18 protein-coding genes are annotated in these 17357 nt (G+C 73.0%); 5 read left to right on the top strand and 13 right to left on the bottom strand.

What is annotated here, in order from left to right:
* Positions 1-7: 7 nt before the first annotated feature.
* Entirely contained in the window at positions 8-1801 is a 1794-nt protein-coding gene (locus FYX01_RS19575) for a solute symporter family protein (protein WP_150243489.1), read from the bottom strand.
* On the bottom strand, positions 1798-2112 hold the full coding sequence (locus tag FYX01_RS19570) for a DUF485 domain-containing protein (protein ID WP_223830558.1): 315 nt from the start codon (positions 2110-2112) through the stop codon (positions 1798-1800). The genes FYX01_RS19575 and FYX01_RS19570 overlap by 4 nt, the downstream gene beginning before the upstream one ends.
* A 700-nt stretch (positions 2113-2812) precedes the next feature.
* Here FYX01_RS19570 and FYX01_RS19565 point away from each other — a divergent pair.
* A complete protein-coding gene (locus FYX01_RS19565) occupies positions 2813-3091 on the top strand; it encodes an Lsr2 family protein (RefSeq protein ID WP_150243487.1) in 279 nt (92 codons plus the stop codon).
* A 143-nt stretch (positions 3092-3234) separates the two neighbouring features.
* Here the strand turns inward: FYX01_RS19565 and FYX01_RS19560 are convergent, their stop codons facing one another.
* The 6 genes from FYX01_RS19560 to hutH form a co-directional block, all read right to left on the bottom strand.
* The gene (locus FYX01_RS19560; RefSeq protein WP_150243485.1) at positions 3235-4332 is read right to left on the bottom strand and encodes a GNAT family N-acetyltransferase; all 1098 of its coding nucleotides are present in this window, start codon (positions 4330-4332) and stop codon (positions 3235-3237) included.
* Positions 4333-4515: 183 nt separating this feature from the next.
* Positions 4516-5721, bottom strand: a complete 1206-nt coding sequence (gene hutI / locus FYX01_RS19555) for an imidazolonepropionase (RefSeq protein WP_150243484.1) — start codon at positions 5719-5721, stop codon at positions 4516-4518.
* Positions 5718-7196: a formimidoylglutamate deiminase gene (locus tag FYX01_RS19550; RefSeq protein ID WP_150243482.1), complete on the bottom strand. Its 1479-nt coding sequence runs from the start codon at positions 7194-7196 to the stop codon at positions 5718-5720. The genes hutI and FYX01_RS19550 overlap by 4 nt, the downstream gene beginning before the upstream one ends.
* Positions 7193-8416, bottom strand: coding sequence for an allantoate amidohydrolase (locus FYX01_RS19545; RefSeq protein WP_150243602.1), 1224 nt, complete (start codon positions 8414-8416; stop codon positions 7193-7195). The genes FYX01_RS19550 and FYX01_RS19545 overlap by 4 nt, the downstream gene beginning before the upstream one ends.
* Positions 8417-8554: 138 nt before the next feature.
* A complete protein-coding gene (gene hutU / locus FYX01_RS19540) occupies positions 8555-10213 on the bottom strand; it encodes a urocanate hydratase (protein WP_150243480.1) in 1659 nt (552 codons plus the stop codon).
* A 239-nt stretch (positions 10214-10452) separates the two neighbouring features.
* Positions 10453-12000 carry a histidine ammonia-lyase gene (gene hutH / locus FYX01_RS19535; protein ID WP_150243479.1) on the bottom strand — a complete coding sequence of 516 codons (1548 nt, stop codon included), beginning with the start codon at positions 11998-12000 and terminating at the stop codon, positions 10453-10455.
* Between the two features lie 276 nt (positions 12001-12276).
* On the opposite strand from hutH, the gene FYX01_RS19530 reads away from it, so the two are divergent.
* A complete protein-coding gene (locus FYX01_RS19530) occupies positions 12277-13038 on the top strand; it encodes an IclR family transcriptional regulator (protein WP_150243477.1) in 762 nt (253 codons plus the stop codon).
* On the opposite strand, the gene FYX01_RS19525 is transcribed toward FYX01_RS19530, so the two are convergent.
* Complete coding sequence (locus tag FYX01_RS19525) at positions 13030-13710, bottom strand: hypothetical protein (protein ID WP_150243475.1); 681 nt, start codon at positions 13708-13710, stop codon at positions 13030-13032. The two genes, FYX01_RS19530 and FYX01_RS19525, sit on opposite strands and share 9 nt — an antisense overlap.
* Positions 13711-13832: 122 nt before the next feature.
* On the opposite strand from FYX01_RS19525, the gene FYX01_RS19520 reads away from it, so the two are divergent.
* Positions 13833-14090: a hypothetical protein gene (locus FYX01_RS19520; protein ID WP_150243472.1), complete on the top strand. Its 258-nt coding sequence runs from the start codon at positions 13833-13835 to the stop codon at positions 14088-14090.
* Between the two features lie 209 nt (positions 14091-14299).
* On the opposite strand, the gene FYX01_RS19515 is transcribed toward FYX01_RS19520, so the two are convergent.
* Positions 14300-14848, bottom strand: a complete 549-nt coding sequence (locus FYX01_RS19515; RefSeq protein WP_150243470.1) for an MFS transporter — start codon at positions 14846-14848, stop codon at positions 14300-14302.
* Positions 14849-14964: 116 nt separating this feature from the next.
* Here FYX01_RS19515 and FYX01_RS19510 point away from each other — a divergent pair, with 116 nt between their 5' ends.
* Together FYX01_RS19510 and FYX01_RS19505 are read left to right on the top strand one after the other, a co-directional pair.
* Positions 14965-15183, top strand: a complete 219-nt coding sequence (locus FYX01_RS19510) for a hypothetical protein (protein WP_150243467.1) — start codon at positions 14965-14967, stop codon at positions 15181-15183.
* 96 nt (positions 15184-15279) lie between these two features.
* Positions 15280-15501 (top strand): helix-turn-helix domain-containing protein, encoded by a 222-nt coding sequence (locus FYX01_RS19505; protein ID WP_150243465.1) that lies wholly within the window; start codon positions 15280-15282, stop codon positions 15499-15501.
* A gap of 81 nt (positions 15502-15582) precedes the next feature.
* Here the strand turns inward: FYX01_RS19505 and FYX01_RS19500 are convergent, their stop codons facing one another.
* The 3 genes from FYX01_RS19500 to tpiA all read right to left on the bottom strand — a co-directional run bounded on the left by FYX01_RS19500 (position 15583) and on the right by tpiA (position 17327).
* The gene (locus FYX01_RS19500; protein ID WP_083922390.1) at positions 15583-15954 is read right to left on the bottom strand and encodes an RNA polymerase-binding protein RbpA; all 372 of its coding nucleotides are present in this window, start codon (positions 15952-15954) and stop codon (positions 15583-15585) included.
* 81 nt (positions 15955-16035) lie between these two features.
* The gene (secG, locus tag FYX01_RS19495) at positions 16036-16272 is read right to left on the bottom strand and encodes a preprotein translocase subunit SecG (RefSeq protein ID WP_077691009.1); all 237 of its coding nucleotides are present in this window, start codon (positions 16270-16272) and stop codon (positions 16036-16038) included.
* 278 nt (positions 16273-16550) lie between these two features.
* Complete coding sequence (tpiA, locus tag FYX01_RS19490; RefSeq protein ID WP_150243463.1) at positions 16551-17327, bottom strand: triose-phosphate isomerase; 777 nt, start codon at positions 17325-17327, stop codon at positions 16551-16553.
* Positions 17328-17357: the final 30 nt, after the last annotated feature.

Genomic DNA, 17357 nt, shown 5'->3' with positions numbered 1-17357 from the left:
CGGGCGTTCAGTCCTGGTCGGCGCCCCAACCGGTCAGGGAGCGCACCCGCAGTTCGGTGAACCGGGCGGTGTCGCGTTCGGGTGAGAGCAGGCTGCCCACGACCGCGCACGCGAATCCGACCGGCACCGCCAGCAGCGCCGGGTTCTCCATCGGGAAGAGTTGGACGTCGATCCAGGCGGGCAGCATCGACAGGTTCTCCCCGGTCACCGGGTCGGTCCTGCCCGACACCACCGGGGACAGCAGCATGAGCAGCAGGGTGGCGGACAGCCCGCCGTAGACGCCCCACTCCACGCCCCTGGTGTTGAAGCGCCGCCAGAACATGGTGAGCACGATGACCGGCAGGTTGGCGGCGGCCGCGATGGCGAAGGCCAGCCCCACCAGGAAGGCCACGTTCTGTTCCCGGGCCTGGACGGCCAGCAGGATGGCCACGCCGCCGATCAGGCAGGCGGACAGGCGCGCCGCCCCCACCTCCTGCGACTCACGCGGGCGTCCCCACATGAGGATGTGGCCGAACAGGTCGTGCGCCACGGAGGAGGACGAGGCCAGGGTGAGACTGGCGACGACGGCGAGGATGGTGGCCAGGGCGACCGCGGACACCAGTGCGAGCAGCACGGCCGCGCCCACCGGACCGGCGGTCAGCCGTCCCAGCTCCGCGGCGAGCATCGGCACGGCGGTGTTGCCGGAGGGGTCCACGGCCGCGATGCGTTCGGACCCGACCAGGGCGGCGGCACCGAAGCCCAGCGCCAGCGTCATCAGGTAGAAGGCGCCGACCATGGTGATGGTGCGGTTGACCGACGTGCGTGCCGAACGGCCGTCGGGAACGGTGTAGAAGCGGATGAGGACGTGCGGCAACGCGACCGTGCCCAGTACCAGGGCCAGCCCGAGGCTGACCAGGTCGAGCTTGTTGAACAGGGTCCGGGCGGGATCGCCCGGCGCCTCCATCCCGAAGCGCAGTCCCGGTTCCAGGAAGGCCTGGCCGTGTCCGCTGGCCTCGGCCGCCCCGGCGAGCAGGGCGCGCGGGTCGAAGGAGAACAGGGCCAGCACCAGCACGGTCAGCAGCCCGGTGACGGCCAGCAGCGCGACCGCCTTGATGATCTGCAGCCAGGTGGCGGCCTTCATGCCGCCGTACATGACGTAGACGATCATCAGCACGCCCACGAGCACGATCACTCCGGTGCGGGCGTGGTCGGCGCTCATGCCCAGGAAGGTCCCGCCGTCGTGCAGGCCGAGCAGGACCGAGACCAGAGCGCCCGCGCCCACCATCTGCGCGACCAGGTAGAACACGCACACGGTGACGGTGGAGACGGTGCAGGCCAGGCGCACCCGCATCCGTCGCATGCGGAAGGCGGGCAGGTCGGCCATGGTGAAACGGCCGGTGTTGCGCACCAGCTGGGCCATCGGCAGTACCAGCAGCCAGGCCATCAGGAAGCCGATGGAGTACAGGAACCCGTCGTAGCCCTGGAGGGAGATCATCCCGGCGATGCCCAGGAAGGAGGCGGCGGACAGGTAGTCGCCGGTCAGGGCGAGCCCGTTCTGCGCGCTGGAGAACCCGCGTCCGCCCGCGTAGAAGTCGACCGCGCCCCGGGTGGTGCGCCGGGCGCGGATGGTGATGGCCAGGGTGATCAGGACGAACAGGGCGCACAGCCCGACCGTCCAGGCGTGCGTGGCGCCGAACTGGTCTCCCGGAGCGCCGCCCAGGGTGTCGAGGGTCTCCAGGAGGTCGGCGGCGGCGACCGATCCGCCCAGGGCGGCGCCGTCCCCCGTGACGGCGCCGCCCGCGGCTTCTCCGGCGGCGGTCATCGTCGCACCGCCGTCCCGTCGGCGGCCTCCTCCTCGCGGGCCTGCTCGCGGAGCTCACGGGCGAGCGGGTCCAGTGAGCGCCCGGCCGAACGGCCGAACGCCCAGGCGAGGACGAACGTCAACAGGAACTGTCCGATTCCCATGGCCAGTGCCACGTTCACCGAATCGGCGATCCGCGTGCTCATGAAATCACGCGCGTAGGCCGAGAGCAGCAGATAGGAAAGGTAACTGCACAGGAATACCGATACCAGCGCCCAACTCCGGACCGCGAACCCTTTTCGGAGCCTCACGAAACGCGGGTCGACCGACATGCGGTCGCGGACGCGCCCCCTGTCGGCCCGGGCGCACCGTCGGCCCGCCACGGACCAGTTCCCCCCCGGCCCGGGGGCCTCCCCCTGGTCATGGTCATCGACACGCCTTCTGTACGTGCCCTCCAAATACTCGACCACGGCCCTCCCCCTGATCCTCGTCGAACACCGCTCCCCCGCGGCGCCCGTTTCCCCATGCGCGTCGAACGGGCTCCGCCACGGGTCCGCCCGGTCCGGACGCCCGAACACGGCGGTTCCTCCCGGATAGGGCAATACCCTAGCGAGGCCTTCCGCCCCGTGTTCGCCGAACGGGTGAATCGTCTGGCGGAAACGGCATGAACGGCCCCGGGAAAAAGGACGGACAAGAAGAAAGCAAACACCCGGCACGATAACGCCCGAACCGCTTTCCCCGCCCGCCCCTCCTCGCGCGGTCGCGCCACCGGACGCCCGGCGCCTCCCGGCGACACCGGGCGGATCCCGGGGACCGTCGAGACCGTCGGCGCCGTAACCGCGCGCGGACGCCCTGGTCACCCGGGCTCACGGATCGGACACGGGCGCACAGGCCTTCAGAAACTTCGCTAGGCTTCGAGGCGACCCCGAAACCGTGACGGAACATCCGGCATGCAGCCGGTTTACGCTTTCGTACAGGTGTATGATTACGGGGTCCGCTCTGTTCACGCGATACCGAAGGGAAATCCCCGCCGTGGTCACCGAGGTCTTCACGCTCAAGTACTGCGACCCCCACGCCGTCCGTGAGGAGAAGGTCGAGGCGACTGAGGTCATCCAGTTCGCCTGGGAGGGCTCCGTCCGCGAGGTCGACGCGTGCGCCGACTGCTTCAAGGAGTACGAGGCCCGTCTGGAGCCCCTCGTCGACTACTCGCGTCCGGTGAAGAAGCGTCGCGCCACCAAGAAGGCCGCGTCCTCCGCGTCCGCCGGGGGCGCCCAGAGCGCTGACGGGGCCGCGGACAGCGAGTCCGACTAGGAACTTTTCCGGGGGACGGACTCCCGTGCCCCGGAAGCAGACCTCATCGCGTCAACCGCGAACGGGGGTCGGCAGCCACCCCGGTGGCCGTCGGCCCCCGTTTCACGGCCGGGCCCCTCGCGCGCCAAGGGCCGAGGCCCCCGTCAGCCATGGCCCATCAGCCGCGCGAGCTGGCCGCCGCGCCGCGCCTCGCGTCCCGCCGCGCGCAGCGCCCCCGCCACGGGCAGCCGGGTCTGCACGTACCCGCTCGCCGTCCCCTGGGTGCGCACCGACGCCCCGAGGCGACGCATGATCCGCATCATTCCCGTGTTGGCCAACGTGGTCTCCGCGCGCACCTCGGCCAGACCCCAGTCGGCGGCGGTGAGCGTCAGCGCGCGGGTCAGGGCGCTCCCCACCCCGCGCCGCTGCCAGGGATCCTCCACCAGAAGGGCGATCTCGCCCACCCCGGGGTCGAGGGTGTACATCAGGTGTCCGAGTGCGACGGGCTCCTCCTCACCCCTCGGGCGCACAGCCAGGGTGAGGCCGCGTTCGGAGTCACAGAACACGCGCAGCATGTGCGGGCTCAGCTCCTTCACACCGGCGAAGTAACGGTTGCGCACGGTCTCGGCGGAGCAGCGCCGGTGCAGGGCGCTCAGCGCGGGGGCGTCGCTCTCCCGAACCTGGCGCAGGGACAGCTCCACGCCCTCGGCGGTGCGCACGGTCCGGTCCGCGGGCACCGGCCCGGTCGAGGGCATCACCGAGCGCACCAGCGCGTCGGCCCGGCTCGTCTCGGTCCAGGTGAAGGGATGCGAGGCCCTGTGCACCAGGACGCCCCGCAGCGGCCCCACGGGCACCAGCATGGCGGTGCCCGGAGCCGACTCCCCGTCGTCTCGCGCACGCGTCAGGTTGGTCCAGTGCGCCTCGTCGGCCAGCAGCAGCTCGGCCAGAGCGTCGGGCAGCCGGTTGGGGTGGGACCGCAGCCGTTCGGTGAGCAGGAGCGCGCGGGTGACGTCGTCGCCGACCTCGCGCCTGTGGGCGGGGACGGCCGTCACCGTACCGGTGGGACTGTGCTCGGCGACCGCGCGCAGGGCGGGCCCGTGGTCGCCGGGCAGGTCCACGACCAACTCGTCGACCACACCGGACACGTCGGTGTGCAGGGACAGGCCGACGATGTTCCCGCCGTGGCCCGCCAGGGCGTCGACGACACGGGCGAGGCTGCCGGGGCGGTCCTCGACCGCCGTCCTGATGCGCCACAGGCTCACCGCGAACCTCCTGGGAGTCGGGGGGCGGTGCCCCGCCGCCGCGGAACGGCGCTGTACCGCGGCGGCGGACTCGCACCGACGTGACTCCAGGTTCGGTGCCGCGGGTTTCCGGAAGGTTAGGCGGCCGTTGAGTTCGTGAGGACGTTCGGCGATCCGTGTGTCGTACTCCGCTCCCGCCCCGGCTCAGGGGTGCCCGGAGACCAGTTCCCCGTCCTTCCAGACCGCCGCGACCTGCGGTACTCCGGGACGGTAGGCCAGGTAGAGGTGGTTGGGCGCGTCCAACAGGACCAGGTCGGCGCGCGCGCCGGGGGCCAGGTGGCCCACGTCGGTGCGGCGCAGCGCCCGCGCACCGCCCGCGGTGGCCGCCCACACCGCCTCGTCGGGGGTCATGCCCATGTCCCGGACCGCGACCGCGATGCAGAAGGCCAAGCTGGAGGTGAAGCAGGACCCGGGGTTGCAGTCGCTGGCCAGGGCGACCAGGGCACCGGCGTCGATGAGCGCGCGGACGTCCGGGTAGGCCTGGCGGGTGGAGAAGTCCACGCCCGGCAGCAGGGTGGCGACCGTGGGCTCGGGGCGGGCCGCCGCCTGGACCAGGGCGTCCACGTCCTCGGCTGCCAGGTAGGTGCAGTGGTCGACCGAGGCGGCGCCCAGTTCGACGGCCAGGCGCACGCCCGGTCCCTCGCCCAGCTGGTTGCCGTGCACGCGGGGCAGCAGGCCCCGCTCCATCCCGGCGGTGAGGACCCGGCGGGAGGCGTCCTCGTCGAAGGCGCCGCGCTCGCAGAAGACGTCGATCCACCTGGCGTGCGGCGCGCAGGCGTCGAGCATGGGACCGGTGACCAGGTCGACGTAGCCCCGGGGGTCGTCGGCGTACTCGGGCGCGACCACGTGTGCGCCCAGGAAGGTGACCTCGTCGGCGACCCGGGAGGCCACGGCCAGGCAGCGCTCCTCGTCGTCGACGGTGAGGCCGTAACCGGACTTGGCCTCCAGGGTGGTGGTGCCCTGGGCGCGGGCCTCGCGCACCAGGCGCCGGGCGCCCGCGAGCAGGTCGGCGTCCGTGGCCTCGCGGGTGGCGGCCACGGTGGTGCGGATGCCGCCCGCCGAGTAGGGCCTGCCACTCATCCGGGCGGCGAACTCGCGGCTGCGGTCGCCCGCGAACACGATGTGGGAGTGGCTGTCGACGAACCCCGGGATGACGCAGCGCCCCGCGGCGTCGACCCGCGCGTCGGCGGCGGGCGCCTGGGCGCGCGGACCCGACCAGGCCACCCGGCCGTCCTCGACGACCAGGGCGGCGTCCCGGATCTCCCCCACCTCTCCCCTTCCCCGCGAGGGGTCGTTGGTGACCAGGGTGGCGATGTCGTCGACGAGGACGCTCTCGGGCACGTCGTTCATGTGTGCAACTCCTTGATGGCCGTGTCGAGTTCGCGTGCGGTGTCGGGCAGCAGTGTGTGGACCCCGTCGCGGACGACCCAGCGGCCGTCGGCCATCACGTGCCGCACGTCGGCGGCGGCGGCCGCGAAGACCACGGCGTCGACGGCCCTGGCCGGGTCGACCCCGGCCAGGCGGACGCCGTCCAGGCAGACGTTGACCAGGTCGGCCCGTGTTCCGGGGGTCAGGGCACCGGCGTCGGGCAGTCCCTCGGAGCGCGGAGGTCCCTGTGGACGTCCTCCACGAAGCGCGGGAACCTCGTGTGCGCCCGGCGTCCCGTGTCCGGCGCGGGTCCAGCCCAGGCTGGCGTGCCCGTGCGCGGTGCCGGCGTGCAGCAGCGCACCGGCGCCCAGGGTGCCGCGATGGTGGGTGCGCAGGCGCTCGTGGAGTTCGACCGCCCGGGCCTCCTCGAACATGTCCGTCGCCACGTGCTGGTCGGTGCCCAGGCTGAGCGGGGCGGGCAGTAGGTCGCCGGTGCGCGGCAGGCCGTCGGCCAGATCGCGCTCGGTCGTGGGGCACAGGCACACGGTGGCACCGGACGCGCGGACGTCCGCGACGTCGGCGGCGGTCAGGTGGGTGGCGTGCACCAGGCTGGTGCGTTCGGTGAGCGCGCCCGCGTCGGCGAGCACGGCCGTGGGGGTGCGGCCGTGGGCGGCCAGGCAGGCGGCGTTCTCGGCGGGCTGCTCGGAGACGTGGACGTGCAGCGGGGCGTCGTGTTCGGCGGCGAACGCGGCGACGTCGGGGAGCCGCTCCGCGGGGACGGCCCGCACCGAGTGGGCGGCCGTGCCCGTGCGCGCGTGGCCGCCGTCGGGGGCGAACGCGGCCAGGCGGTCGGCCCAGCGGTCCGTGTCGCCGTCGCCGAACCGCAGTTGGGGTCCGGCCAGCGGCTGGTGGTCGCCGTGGGCGTCCGGGCCGCCGGACAGGTAGCACACGTCCAGCAGGGTGATCCGGATCCCGGCGTCGGCCGCCGCGGCCACCAGGGCGTGGCCCATGGCGTTGGGGTCGGCGTAGCGGATGCCTCCGGGAGCGTGGTGGAGGTAGTGGAACTCGCCCACACAGGTGATCCCGGCCAGGGCCATCTCGGCGTAGACCGCCCGGGCGAGCCGGCGGTAGGTGTCGGGGTCCAGGCGGTCCGCCACCCGGTACATCGTCTCGCGCCAGGTCCAGAAGGACCCGCCGTCCGCGTGGGTGCGTCCCCGCAGCGCCCGGTGGAAGGCGTGCGAGTGGGCGTTGGCGAACCCGGGCAGGGTCAGTCCGGTGAGGACCTCGGCGTCGGCGGGCGCAGGGACCCCCGCCTCCACCGAGGTGATCCGGCCGTCGGCCACCCGTATGAGTACGCCGTGCTCCGGAGCGCCGTCCCGGTCCCCGGTCCAGGCCCACTCGCACCACACGCGGTGGCCGCGTGCCCTCCCGGACCACCCGTTCGCTTCGAGGGTCACCGGTTCCCCTTCCGGACGGGACGGGCGAGCAGGTCCTGGAGCACGTCGGCGAGGGCGAGCACCCCGGAGTGGCAGTCCTCGGGCCGGGCCCACTCCCGCGGGGAGTGCGACACCCCGGTCGGGTTGCGCACGTACAGCATCGCGGTGGGCACGTGCGCGGCGAGCACGCCGGCGTCGTGCCCGGCTCCGGTCGGCAGCACCGGTACCCCGGGCTCCGGGGCGCGGGCGGCGACCACGGCCGCCAGCCGCTCCCGCAGACCGTGCGCGAACGACACCAGCGGGGTCAGGGACTCGTTGGCCATCGCGTGGTCCACGCCGTGTTCGCGGGCGGCTCTCCCGGCCGCCTCCCGCACCCCGGCCACGACCGTGTCGAGTACGGCACCGTCCGCGGCTCGGGCGTCCAGCCAGGCGCTGACCAGGGAGGGGATCGCGTTCGTGCCGTTGGGGGTGACCAGGGCCTTGGCGATGGTGGCGCGGGCGTCGTGCTCCTCGGCCAGGGACCGCGCGGCCAGGACGGTGCGCGCGAACGGCAGCATGGGGTCGCTGCGGTCGGACAGGCGGGTGGTGCCGGCGTGGTCGGCGCGGCCGGTGAAGTCCATCCGCCAGCGCCCGTGCGGCCAGATCGCGCTGGCCACGCCCACCGGGTGCCGGGTGTCCTCCAGGGCGCGCCCCTGTTCCACGTGCAGTTCGACGAACACGTCCAGGTCCGCCAGGGCCCCGGGGTCGGCGCCGATGGCGTGCGGGTCGTGCCCGGCGGCCTCCATGGCCCGGGCCCAGGTGGTCCCGGAGGCGTCGGTGAGGTCGCGTGCGCGTTCGGGGGAGATCTCCCCGGCCGTCAGGCGGCTGCCCAGGCAGGGGACACCGAACCGCCCGCCCTCCTCCTCGGCGAAGACCGTGACGGCGAGCGGGCGTCCGGGGACGGTGCCGCGCCGTCGCAGCTCGTCCACGGCGGCCAGGGCGCTGACCACGCCCAGGGGCCCGTCGAAGGCCCCTCCGTCGGGGACCGAGTCCAGGTGGGATCCGGTGGCCACGGCGCCCGGACCGGGTGTGCCCCACCAGGCCCACAGGTTGCCGTTGCGGTCGGCGCGCACGTCCAGGCCCCGCGCGGCGGCGGCCTCGGTGAACCAGGCGCGTGCGTCGGTGTCGGCGCCGTTCCAGGCGTGGCGGCGGTAGCCGCCGGTGCCGGGGTCGCGGCCCACGGGCGCCAGGTCGGCCCACATGCGGTCGAACGTCTCGGTGCCGGGGGCGGTGTACTGATCGTTCACAGGATGTTTTCCCACGTCAGGACGGATGGTTTCGCGCGTTCCGCGCTCTCGGGCGCGGTCCGCCGGGGCGCTTCCGGGGCGCCCCGGCGGGGGTCACTCGCCCTCGCGCATCGGAACGCGGATGCCGTGCTCCCGCGCCACGCGGTCGGCCTCCTCGTATCCGGCGTCCACGTGCCGGATGACACCCGTGGCGGGGTCGTTGGTGAGCACACGCTCCAGCTTGGCGGCGGCCAGGTCCGTGCCGTCGGCGACGCTGACCTGGCCCGCGTGGATCGAGCGGCCCATGCCGACGCCGCCGCCGTGGTGGATGGACACCCACGAGGCACCGGAGGAGGTGTTGACCAGGGCGTTGAGCAGCGGCCAGTCGGCGATGGCGTCGGAGCCGTCCTTCATGCTCTCGGTCTCGCGGTAGGGGGAGGCCACCGAGCCGGTGTCCAGGTGGTCGCGGCCGATGGCCAGCGGCGCGGAGACCTCTCCGGAGGCGACCAGCTCGTTGAACCTCGCTCCGGCGGCGGCCCGCTCGCCCTGGCCCAGCCAGCAGATGCGGGCGGGCAGCCCCTGGAAGGCGACCCGCTCCCCCGCCATGCGGATCCACCGGGCCAGGTGTTCGTTGTCGGGGAACAGGTCCAGGACCGCCTGGTCGGTGCGGGCGATGTCGGCGGGGTCGCCCGACAGCGCCGCCCACCGGAACGGGCCCCTGCCCTCGCAGAACAGCGGCCGGATGTAGGCGGGCACGAACCCGGGAAAGTCGAAGGCGCGGGCGAAGCCGCCGCTTCGCGCCTCGTCGCGGATGGAGTTGCCGTAGTCGAAGACCTCGGCGCCGGCGTCCTGGAAGCCGACCATGGCCTCCACGTGCGCGGCCATGGACTCACGGGCCCGGGCGGTGAACTCCTCGGGCCTGGCGGCGGCCAGGCCCCTCCAGTCCTCGAAGGCCACCCCGGCGGGCAGGTAGGCGAGCGGGTCGTGGGCGGAGGTCTGGTCGGTGACCACGTCGATCGGAGCGCCGCGTGAGAGCAGTTCGGGGAAGACCTCCGCGGCGTTGCCGAGCACGCCGACCGACAGCGGGCGCCGCTCGCCGCGCGCCCGCTCGGCCAGTTCCAGGGCGTGGTCCAGGCTGTCGGCGCGCACGTCCAGGTAGCGGTGCTCGATACGGCGGTCGATACGGCTGGAGTCGCACTCGACCACGATCGCGACGCCGTCGTTCATGGTGACGGCCAGCGGCTGGGCACCGCCCATACCGCCGAGCCCGGCGGTCAGGGTGACCGTTCCGGCCAGGGTCCCGCCGAACCTCTTGGCGGCCACGGCGGCGAAGGTCTCGTAGGTGCCCTGGAGGATGCCCTGGGTACCGATGTAGATCCACGAACCGGCGGTCATCTGCCCGTACATGGTCAGTCCCCGGGCCTCCAGGCGGCGGAACTCGGGCCAGTTCGCCCAGTCCCCCACCAGGTTGCCGTTGGCGATGAGCACCCGGGGCGCCCACTCGTGGGTGCGCATGATCCCCACCGGGCGGCCCGACTGCACGAGCAGGGTCTCGTCGCCCTCCAGGTCGCGCAGGGACGCGGTGATGCGGTCGAAGCTGCGCCAGTCGCGCGCGGCACGGCCGGTGCCGCCGTAGACGACCAGGTCCTCGGGGTGCTCGGCGACCTCGGGGTCTAGGTTGTTGTGGAACATGCGCAGGGCGGCCTCCTGCGGCCATCCCTTCGCGGACAGGGTGGTGCCGCGCGCGGCGCGGACGGTACGTGGACTACTCACGCGATTCTCCTCGAAGTAGTGGGGTCTGGTGCCGGGCGGCTCCCGTCGGGGGTTCGGCCGGGCGCCCGCGGGGTCCTGGAGGTGGGTGCCGTGTGAGGGCTGGAGCCGAAGGCCCTCCGTTGAGGGTGGTGGAGGGCGACGGGCGGGAACGAGCCGACTCTCCGCAGGCACCGAGGGTTCCCGCCCCCTGTGCGCCCGGACACGGGGGGAAGCGGAGCGAAGCCCCCAAAGGGCACTGCTCAGGCCAGCGGGGCGACGGACTCGGCGGCCTCGACCACCGAACCGTCGGTGACCAGGGCGGTGGCGGCCTCGATCTCGGGGGCCAGGTGGCGGTCGGGGCCGGGGCCGGGGACCTTCTCGCGCACGGCGCGCAGTACGGCGCCGGTGGCCGGTCCGGGCTCCAGGGGCGAGCGCAGGTCCAGGGCGCGGGCGGCGGTGAGCAGTTCCACCGCCAGCACGCTGGCCAGGCCGTCCACGGCGCGTCGCAGCTTGCGGGCCGCCGACCAGCCCATGGACACGTGGTCCTCCTGCATGGCCGAACTGGGGATGGAGTCGACGCTGGCCGGCACGGCCAGTCGCTTGAGCTCGGAGACGATGGCGGCCTGCGTGTACTGGGCGATCATGTGCCCCGAGTCCACGCCGGGGTCGTCGGCCAGGAAGGCGGGCAGTCCGTGGGAGCGCGACACGTCGAGCATGCGGTCGGTGCGCCGCTCGGCGATGGAGGCGGTGTCGGCGACCGCGATGGCCAGGAAGTCGAGCACGTAGGCCACGGGCGCGCCGTGGAAGTTGCCGTTGGACTCCACGCGGCCGTCGTCCAGCACCACCGGGTTGTCGATGACGCTGTCGAGTTCGCGCCCGGCCACGAGCAGCGCGTGGGACAGGGTGTCGCGGGCGGCTCCGGCGACCTGCGGGGCGCAGCGCAGCGAGTAGGCGTCCTGGACACGGGTGCAGTCGGGTCCGCGGTGGGAGGCCACGATCGGCGAGTCGGCCAGCAGCAGGCGCAGGTTGGCGGCGGAGGCGGCCTGGCCGGGGTGCGGGCGCAGCCGCTGCAGCTCCTCGGCGAAGACCCGGTCGGTGCCCAGCAGCGCCTCGACGCTCATCGCGGCGGTGATGTCGGCGACCTTGAACAGGCGTTCCAGGTCCATGCAGGCCAGCACGAGCATGCCGAGCATGCCGTCGGTGCCGTTGATCAGCGCCAGGCCCTCCTTGGCGCCCAGCTCCACCGGGCGGATGCCGGCCTCGTGTAGTGCCGTGTAGGCGGGGCGGACCTCGCCGGAGGCGTCGCGGACCTGCCCCTCCCCCATCAGGGCGAGGGCCACGTGCGACAGCGGAGCCAGGTCGCCGGAACAGCCCAGGCTGCCGTACTCGTGCACGATCGGCGTGATCCGCGCGTTGAGCAGTGCGGCGAGGGTCTCGGCGGTGACGACCTCCACCCCGGTGTTGCCCGATGCCAGGGTGCGCAGGCGCAGCAGCATCAGGGCGCGCACGACCTCGCGCTCCACCTCGGGGCCGGTCCCGGCGGCGTGCGAGCGGATGAGCGACCGCTGCAGGCGTGCCCGAAGGTCGGGGGCGATGTGGCGGGTGGCGAGGGCGCCGAAGCCGGTGCTGACCCCGTAGGCGGGGACCTCGCCGCGGGCGAGGGACTCGACCCGCTCGCGGCCGTGCCGGAGAGCCTTGCGGGACTCCTCGGAGAGGGTGACGTGCGCGCCGCGGCGGGCGACGTCGAGGACCTGGGCCGGGGTGAGCGGGGCACCGCCGACGATGACGGAAGGAACTGCTGTGGACATGTCTTCCATTTGATCGTCCGCGAGGCCCCTGGTGAAGGGCTGACACGAGGGTTCCGTCTGACATGCCAGACATACGGATCGGTGCCCCTCTCGTTCCCACCACCGGGACCGCCGGCGCCCCGGGGCGCACGGACGGCGCTGCCGCGGCGTCACCACCGCGCCGAGGCGGCGCTCTGACCCGCTGTTCCCGCGGAGGAGGACGAGCACGTGCCACAGGGCCTGCCCTCGGGTTCCTCCGCCCAGGACCCGTGAACAGCTCCGTGGGACAATCGGGGTATGAGCCTCGTTCCGGCGGCCACCCGCGCGCTGCGGCTGCTGCGCTTCCTGGCGACCCGCCCGGGGCCGGTGTCGGCCTCGGCGATAGCCGCCGAGCTCGGTGTCCCCCGCTCCAGCGTGTACCAGCTGCTGGAGGCCATGGCGGAGGAGGGCTTCGTGACCCACCTGCCCGAGGAGCGCCGCTGGGGGCTGGGAGTGGCCGCGTTCGAGATCGGCTCGGCCTACCTGCGCCACGACGGCGTGGAGCGCCTGGCGCGCCCGCTCCTGCACCAGCTCACCGAGGCCACCGGCGCCACCGCCCACCTGGGCGTGCTGCACGGCGCCGACACCCTGTACCTGCTCAAGGAGCAGCCCCCGCACGCCCCGGCCCTGATCACCGGGGTGGGGGTGCGCCTGCCCGCGCACCTGACGGCGTCGGGGCGGGCCATGCTGGCCCGGCTGCCGCGCGCGCAGGTGCGCGCGCTGTACCCGGACGCGACGGCGTTCACCAGCCGTACCGGGCGCGGGCCGGCCGCCCCCGGGGAGCTGCGCCGGGTACTGGCCGAGGAGCGGCGCCGGGGCTGGTCGATCGAGAACGGCCAGGTCACCGAGGGCTTCGTGTCGGTGGCCGCGGCCGCCACGGACCACAACGGCCGTCCGGCGGCGGCGATCAGCCTGACGGTGCCCAGCGCGCGGCCGGTCACCCCCCAGGCGCTGGCCGGCCGGGTGCGCGACGCCGCCGCCGAGCTGACCCGGCGCCTGGGCGGACGCGTGTCACCGTAGTGGCGGGGTCCGCTCCACGACGGAGGGCAGGGGGGCGGTGCGCTCCACCATCCTGAGGATCCTCTCCTTGAGCTCCTCGGGCACCTGGACGTAGAACTGCGTGGGCGCGTCCACCGCCTCCAGGCCGAGGCCCTCGGCGTCCTCGGCCCAGTTGGGCAGTTCTGCCTCGGTGCGGTGGGTGTCCAGCACGAACTCGATGAAGTAGGTGAGCCGGCGGCCGCCGGTGTGCACCTCCCGGATGCGCCGGATCTCCTGCCAGGCGATGAACGTCCCCTCGCCGGGGAACCACCACTTGCGTTCCTGCAGGACCGTGACGCCGTCGCTGTCGGCGCTGATGCCCTGCCTGGTGATGCGCTGCGGCAGTCCGCGCATCACGAACACGTTGCTCCCCGGACCGACGAAGAGCATGACCAGGGCCGCCGAGGCCCACAGGGACACCGATCCGACCGTGGCCTCCCCGCGCAGCACGTGCCAGAGCATGGACCCGAGGACCAGGAGGAAGCCCAGGGTGAGGGCGGCGGAGAAGTAGGCCGCGGTCATCCACATCCGCGCGTTCGGACCGCGCAGGCTGACGTACCTGCGCAGGTGCGAGACGCTGCCGGGCCGCTGGATCAGGTCGGAGGGAGGGGCCGGGGGCGCGGTGGGGGGGTCCGGTGGTTCGGAGGAGGCCATGCCCCCATTCTTCCAACTCCCGGGTGTGGTCCGTGCGCCGGATCGCCCCTGCCCGGGGACCGGGCGCTCGGGGTCTGCCAAAGCGCGGGCGGCCGCGGCCCCGGACCGTTAGAGTCCGGTGCATGAGGCCGAACACGAACGAGTACGACACCGAGCTGCGGGTGAACGACGAGGTCGTCGTCCTGGACGGAATGCCCTACCAGGGCCGTACCGTGCTTCCGGATGGGCCGGACCGGTTCGCCTGTCTGGAGCGCTGGGCCAAGGGGGTGGCCGAGACTCTGGGGGAACCGGTGACCTGGCGCGCCGCGGAGAAGGGACGGCTCGCCGGGCGCGGAACGATGCAGCCGGGCCCCGGAGCTCAGAACCGTCGGGCGCTCTGAGCTCCGCACTTGGCGCACTGGAACTTGCGGTCGTCGCCGAGGATCCAGTCATGGTCCCCGCCGGTGGGGCACGTAGACATCGACACCATCTCCTCACAGTGGCTGTCGGGGGTGCTGACGATCACTGTATTTCCCACCAACCACACCAGTCCCGAGAATGAGAAAGTTGACCTTCATATTCACCTATGGGCGAGCGCGTTCGCTCCCCGTCAGGGTCTGATCCCCGACTCGTGTCCGCTCCCCGTCCGTTGCGGCCGGGGTCCGAGCCGGGGCGGACGCGCCACCAGCGTTCCCACGGCGACGACCGTCGCAAACGCGGTACCCGTCGGGTGCAGCGCCAGGACCGCACGGCCCGACCTGGGCGTGAGCATGCGGTCCGCCGCGTCGGAGTAGGGTGCCCACGCCCAGCCCGCGCTCGTACCCGCCAGCACCAGGCCGGCCATCAGCGCCACCGGTTCCCGCGCCAGGGCCACCAGCCCCATACCGGCCGCCGCGCACAGACCGCCCACGACCACCGGCAGCCGCGGGCCCACCCTGCCCACGAACAGTCCCACCAGGACCAGCGCGGCGAGGTAACCGGCGTAGGAGGCGCTGGCGATGGCGCCCACCCACGTCAGCGACAGCCCGAACGCCTCCCTGAGCTGCGGCAGGAAGAGGCCGTACCCGTACCGCGCGAACCCGAAGGCCACACCGATTCCCAGGATGCCCGCCAGCGCCAGGTGCCGACAGGCGGTCCTCTCGTCCGCTTCACGGTCCATCCGCGATCACGTCCCTTCCACGGCCCGCGGACCTTCCGCGAACCGGGAACCAGCATCCGGCACCGGGCTGAGGCGTCGGCAGTGGCAAAAACGTCGGGTATCCGTATATTTACGCCATGATCCCTATCGCGCCGGAGCGGAACGACGGCCGCCTCCGCGTCGTCGTCCCGCTGCTGGAGGACTGTCCCCTGTTCGAGCTGGCCGTGGCATGCGAGGTGTTCGGCTCACCGCGCGTGGGGCCGGACCCGCGCTGGTACGACCTCACCGTCTGCCGGACCGTGCCCGGCCCCAGCGCGGCCCCGGAGGACTGTTCCTGGGCGTCGTCCACGACCTGACCGCCGTGGAGGAGGCCGACCTGGTCGTGGTCCCCGCTTGCCGGATGCCGTCCTACCGCGCGCCCGCCCAGCTCCTGGACGCCCTGCGCCGGTCCCATGCCCGCGGAGGTGGGCCTGACCCCACTGGCCTGGGTGAACCGGCAGCGGGTCACCCGTGCGAGGGAGCTGCTGGAGAGCACCGACCTACCGCTGTCGGTGGTCGCCCGGCGTTGCGGCCTGGGCACCGACGACGGGCTGCGACAGCACTTCCGACGGCACCTGGGCACCACGCCGTCGGCCTATCGGCGCACCTTCGGCGGTGAGCGCACGAGCGGGTGAGGGGGCTCGGACCGTACACACGCGCGGGGCCCGTCGCGATCGCGACGGGCCCCGGCGGAAGCCTCGGGAGACCTGGGAGGACTAGTTCTGCGCGGCCTTCATGTGGGCCTCGACGGCGGCGCGGTCGGCACGCAGCTTGGCCAGGGCCTCATCGAGGATGAGCTTGCCCTCCTCCTCGCTGCGGCGCTCCTTCACGTACGCCAGGTGGGTCTTGTACGGCTCGGTGCGCGGCGGCGACGGGGGGTTCGCCTTGTCCTTGCCCGCGGGGAAACCGCAGCGCGGGCAGTCCCACTCGTCGGGCACCAGCGCCTCGCTCGCGAAGCTGGGCACGACCTCGTGCAGGTTCGCGCAGTAGAACGGAACCCGAACACGGGGGGCGGCCTCGCCCCGCTCCGCCTCGCCCATGGGGCCGGCTCCGACACGGCTGCCACGGATGGCACTGCCACTACCCACGAAAAACTCCTTCGGCGAACTCGCTCACCGGTTCTCGGGCGAGCTTGACTGTGGACGGGGGTGCGTCCCGCGGGGCGCGGGCTACATCCCCCGGTTGATCAGCAGGCCGAGGACGACGATGGCGAGGATCCAGGCGACCGCGATCCCGACGGTCATCCGGTCGAGGTTGCGCTCGACCACCGACGATCCGCCGAGCGAGGACGTGACGCCGCCGCCGAACATGTCGGAGAGACCGCCGCCCTTGCCCTTGTGCATGAGCACCAGCAGGACCAGCAGCACGCTGAGAAGCATCACGAAGATGGACAGACCGAGGATCACACGCTCACCCGTAGCTCGACCCCGAAGCGGGGGGATGGACACCTCGATCCCCATTTCCCGCCCGCGGCAGCGGCTGTACCGGGCCGATACGGGTATCGGGGAAGGAGGAGACCGGGGACAATTTCGGATTTTACCGTGCCCATGGCGGCACGGGCGGGGGAAACCGTGGGACACGGAGAACCCCACCGCGAAGTCTAGCCCGACCGGACGACTTGTCGGGCACCCGGCCCGTCACTATCGGGCATCGAGGGTGACGGACCGGGTTTCCCGCCCGGCGGCTACCGCTCGCCGAAGCGGATGATCCTGGCGAACTCGTCGGCCTTGAGGCAGGCACCGCCGACCAGGGCGCCGTCGACGTCGTCCTTGGCCATGATGCCGGGGGCGTTGTCGCCCTTGACCGAACCGCCGTACAGGACGCGCACCGCGCCCGCGACCTCGGGCGAGTACAGCTCGGCCAGGCGCTTGCGGATCGCCGAGCACACCTCCTGGGCGTCCTCGGGGGTGGCGACCTCTCCGGTGCCGATCGCCCACACCGGCTCGTAGGCGACGACGATCCTCTCGGCCTGCCCGGCCGGGACCTCGTCGAGGGCGCCGTCCAGCTGAGCCAGGACGTGCTCGACCTGCTGGCCCGCCTGGCGTACCTCCAGGCCCTCGCCGACGCACAGGATCGGGACGATGTCGTTCTTGAAGGCCGCCTTGACCTTGGCGTTGGCCAGGGCGTCGTCCTCGCGGTGGTACTCGCGGCGCTCGGAGTGGCCCACGAGCACGTAGGAGCAGTCCAGCTTGGCCAGCATGGCACCGGAGACCTCACCGGTGTAGGCGCCCTTGTCGTGGGCGGAGACGTCCTGGGCGCCGTAGCCGATCCTGAGCTTGTCGCCGTCGACCAGCGTCTGGACGCTGCGCAGGTCGGTGAACGGCGGCAGGACGACGACCTCGGCGTTGTCGTAGTCCTTGTCGTTCAGCGCGAACGCCAGTTTCTGGACGAGCGCGATGGCCTCCAGGTGGTTGTTGTTCATCTTCCAGTTGCCCGCGATGAGCGGCAGTCGCTGGGACATGTCGGTACTTCCTTACGGGATGGTCGAGGG

This window comes from Nocardiopsis quinghaiensis (genome assembly GCF_008638365.1).
Taxonomy (GTDB): Bacteria; Actinomycetota; Actinomycetes; order Streptosporangiales; family Streptosporangiaceae; genus Nocardiopsis; species Nocardiopsis quinghaiensis.
This window is presented reverse-complemented; position numbering and strand designations above follow the sequence as displayed.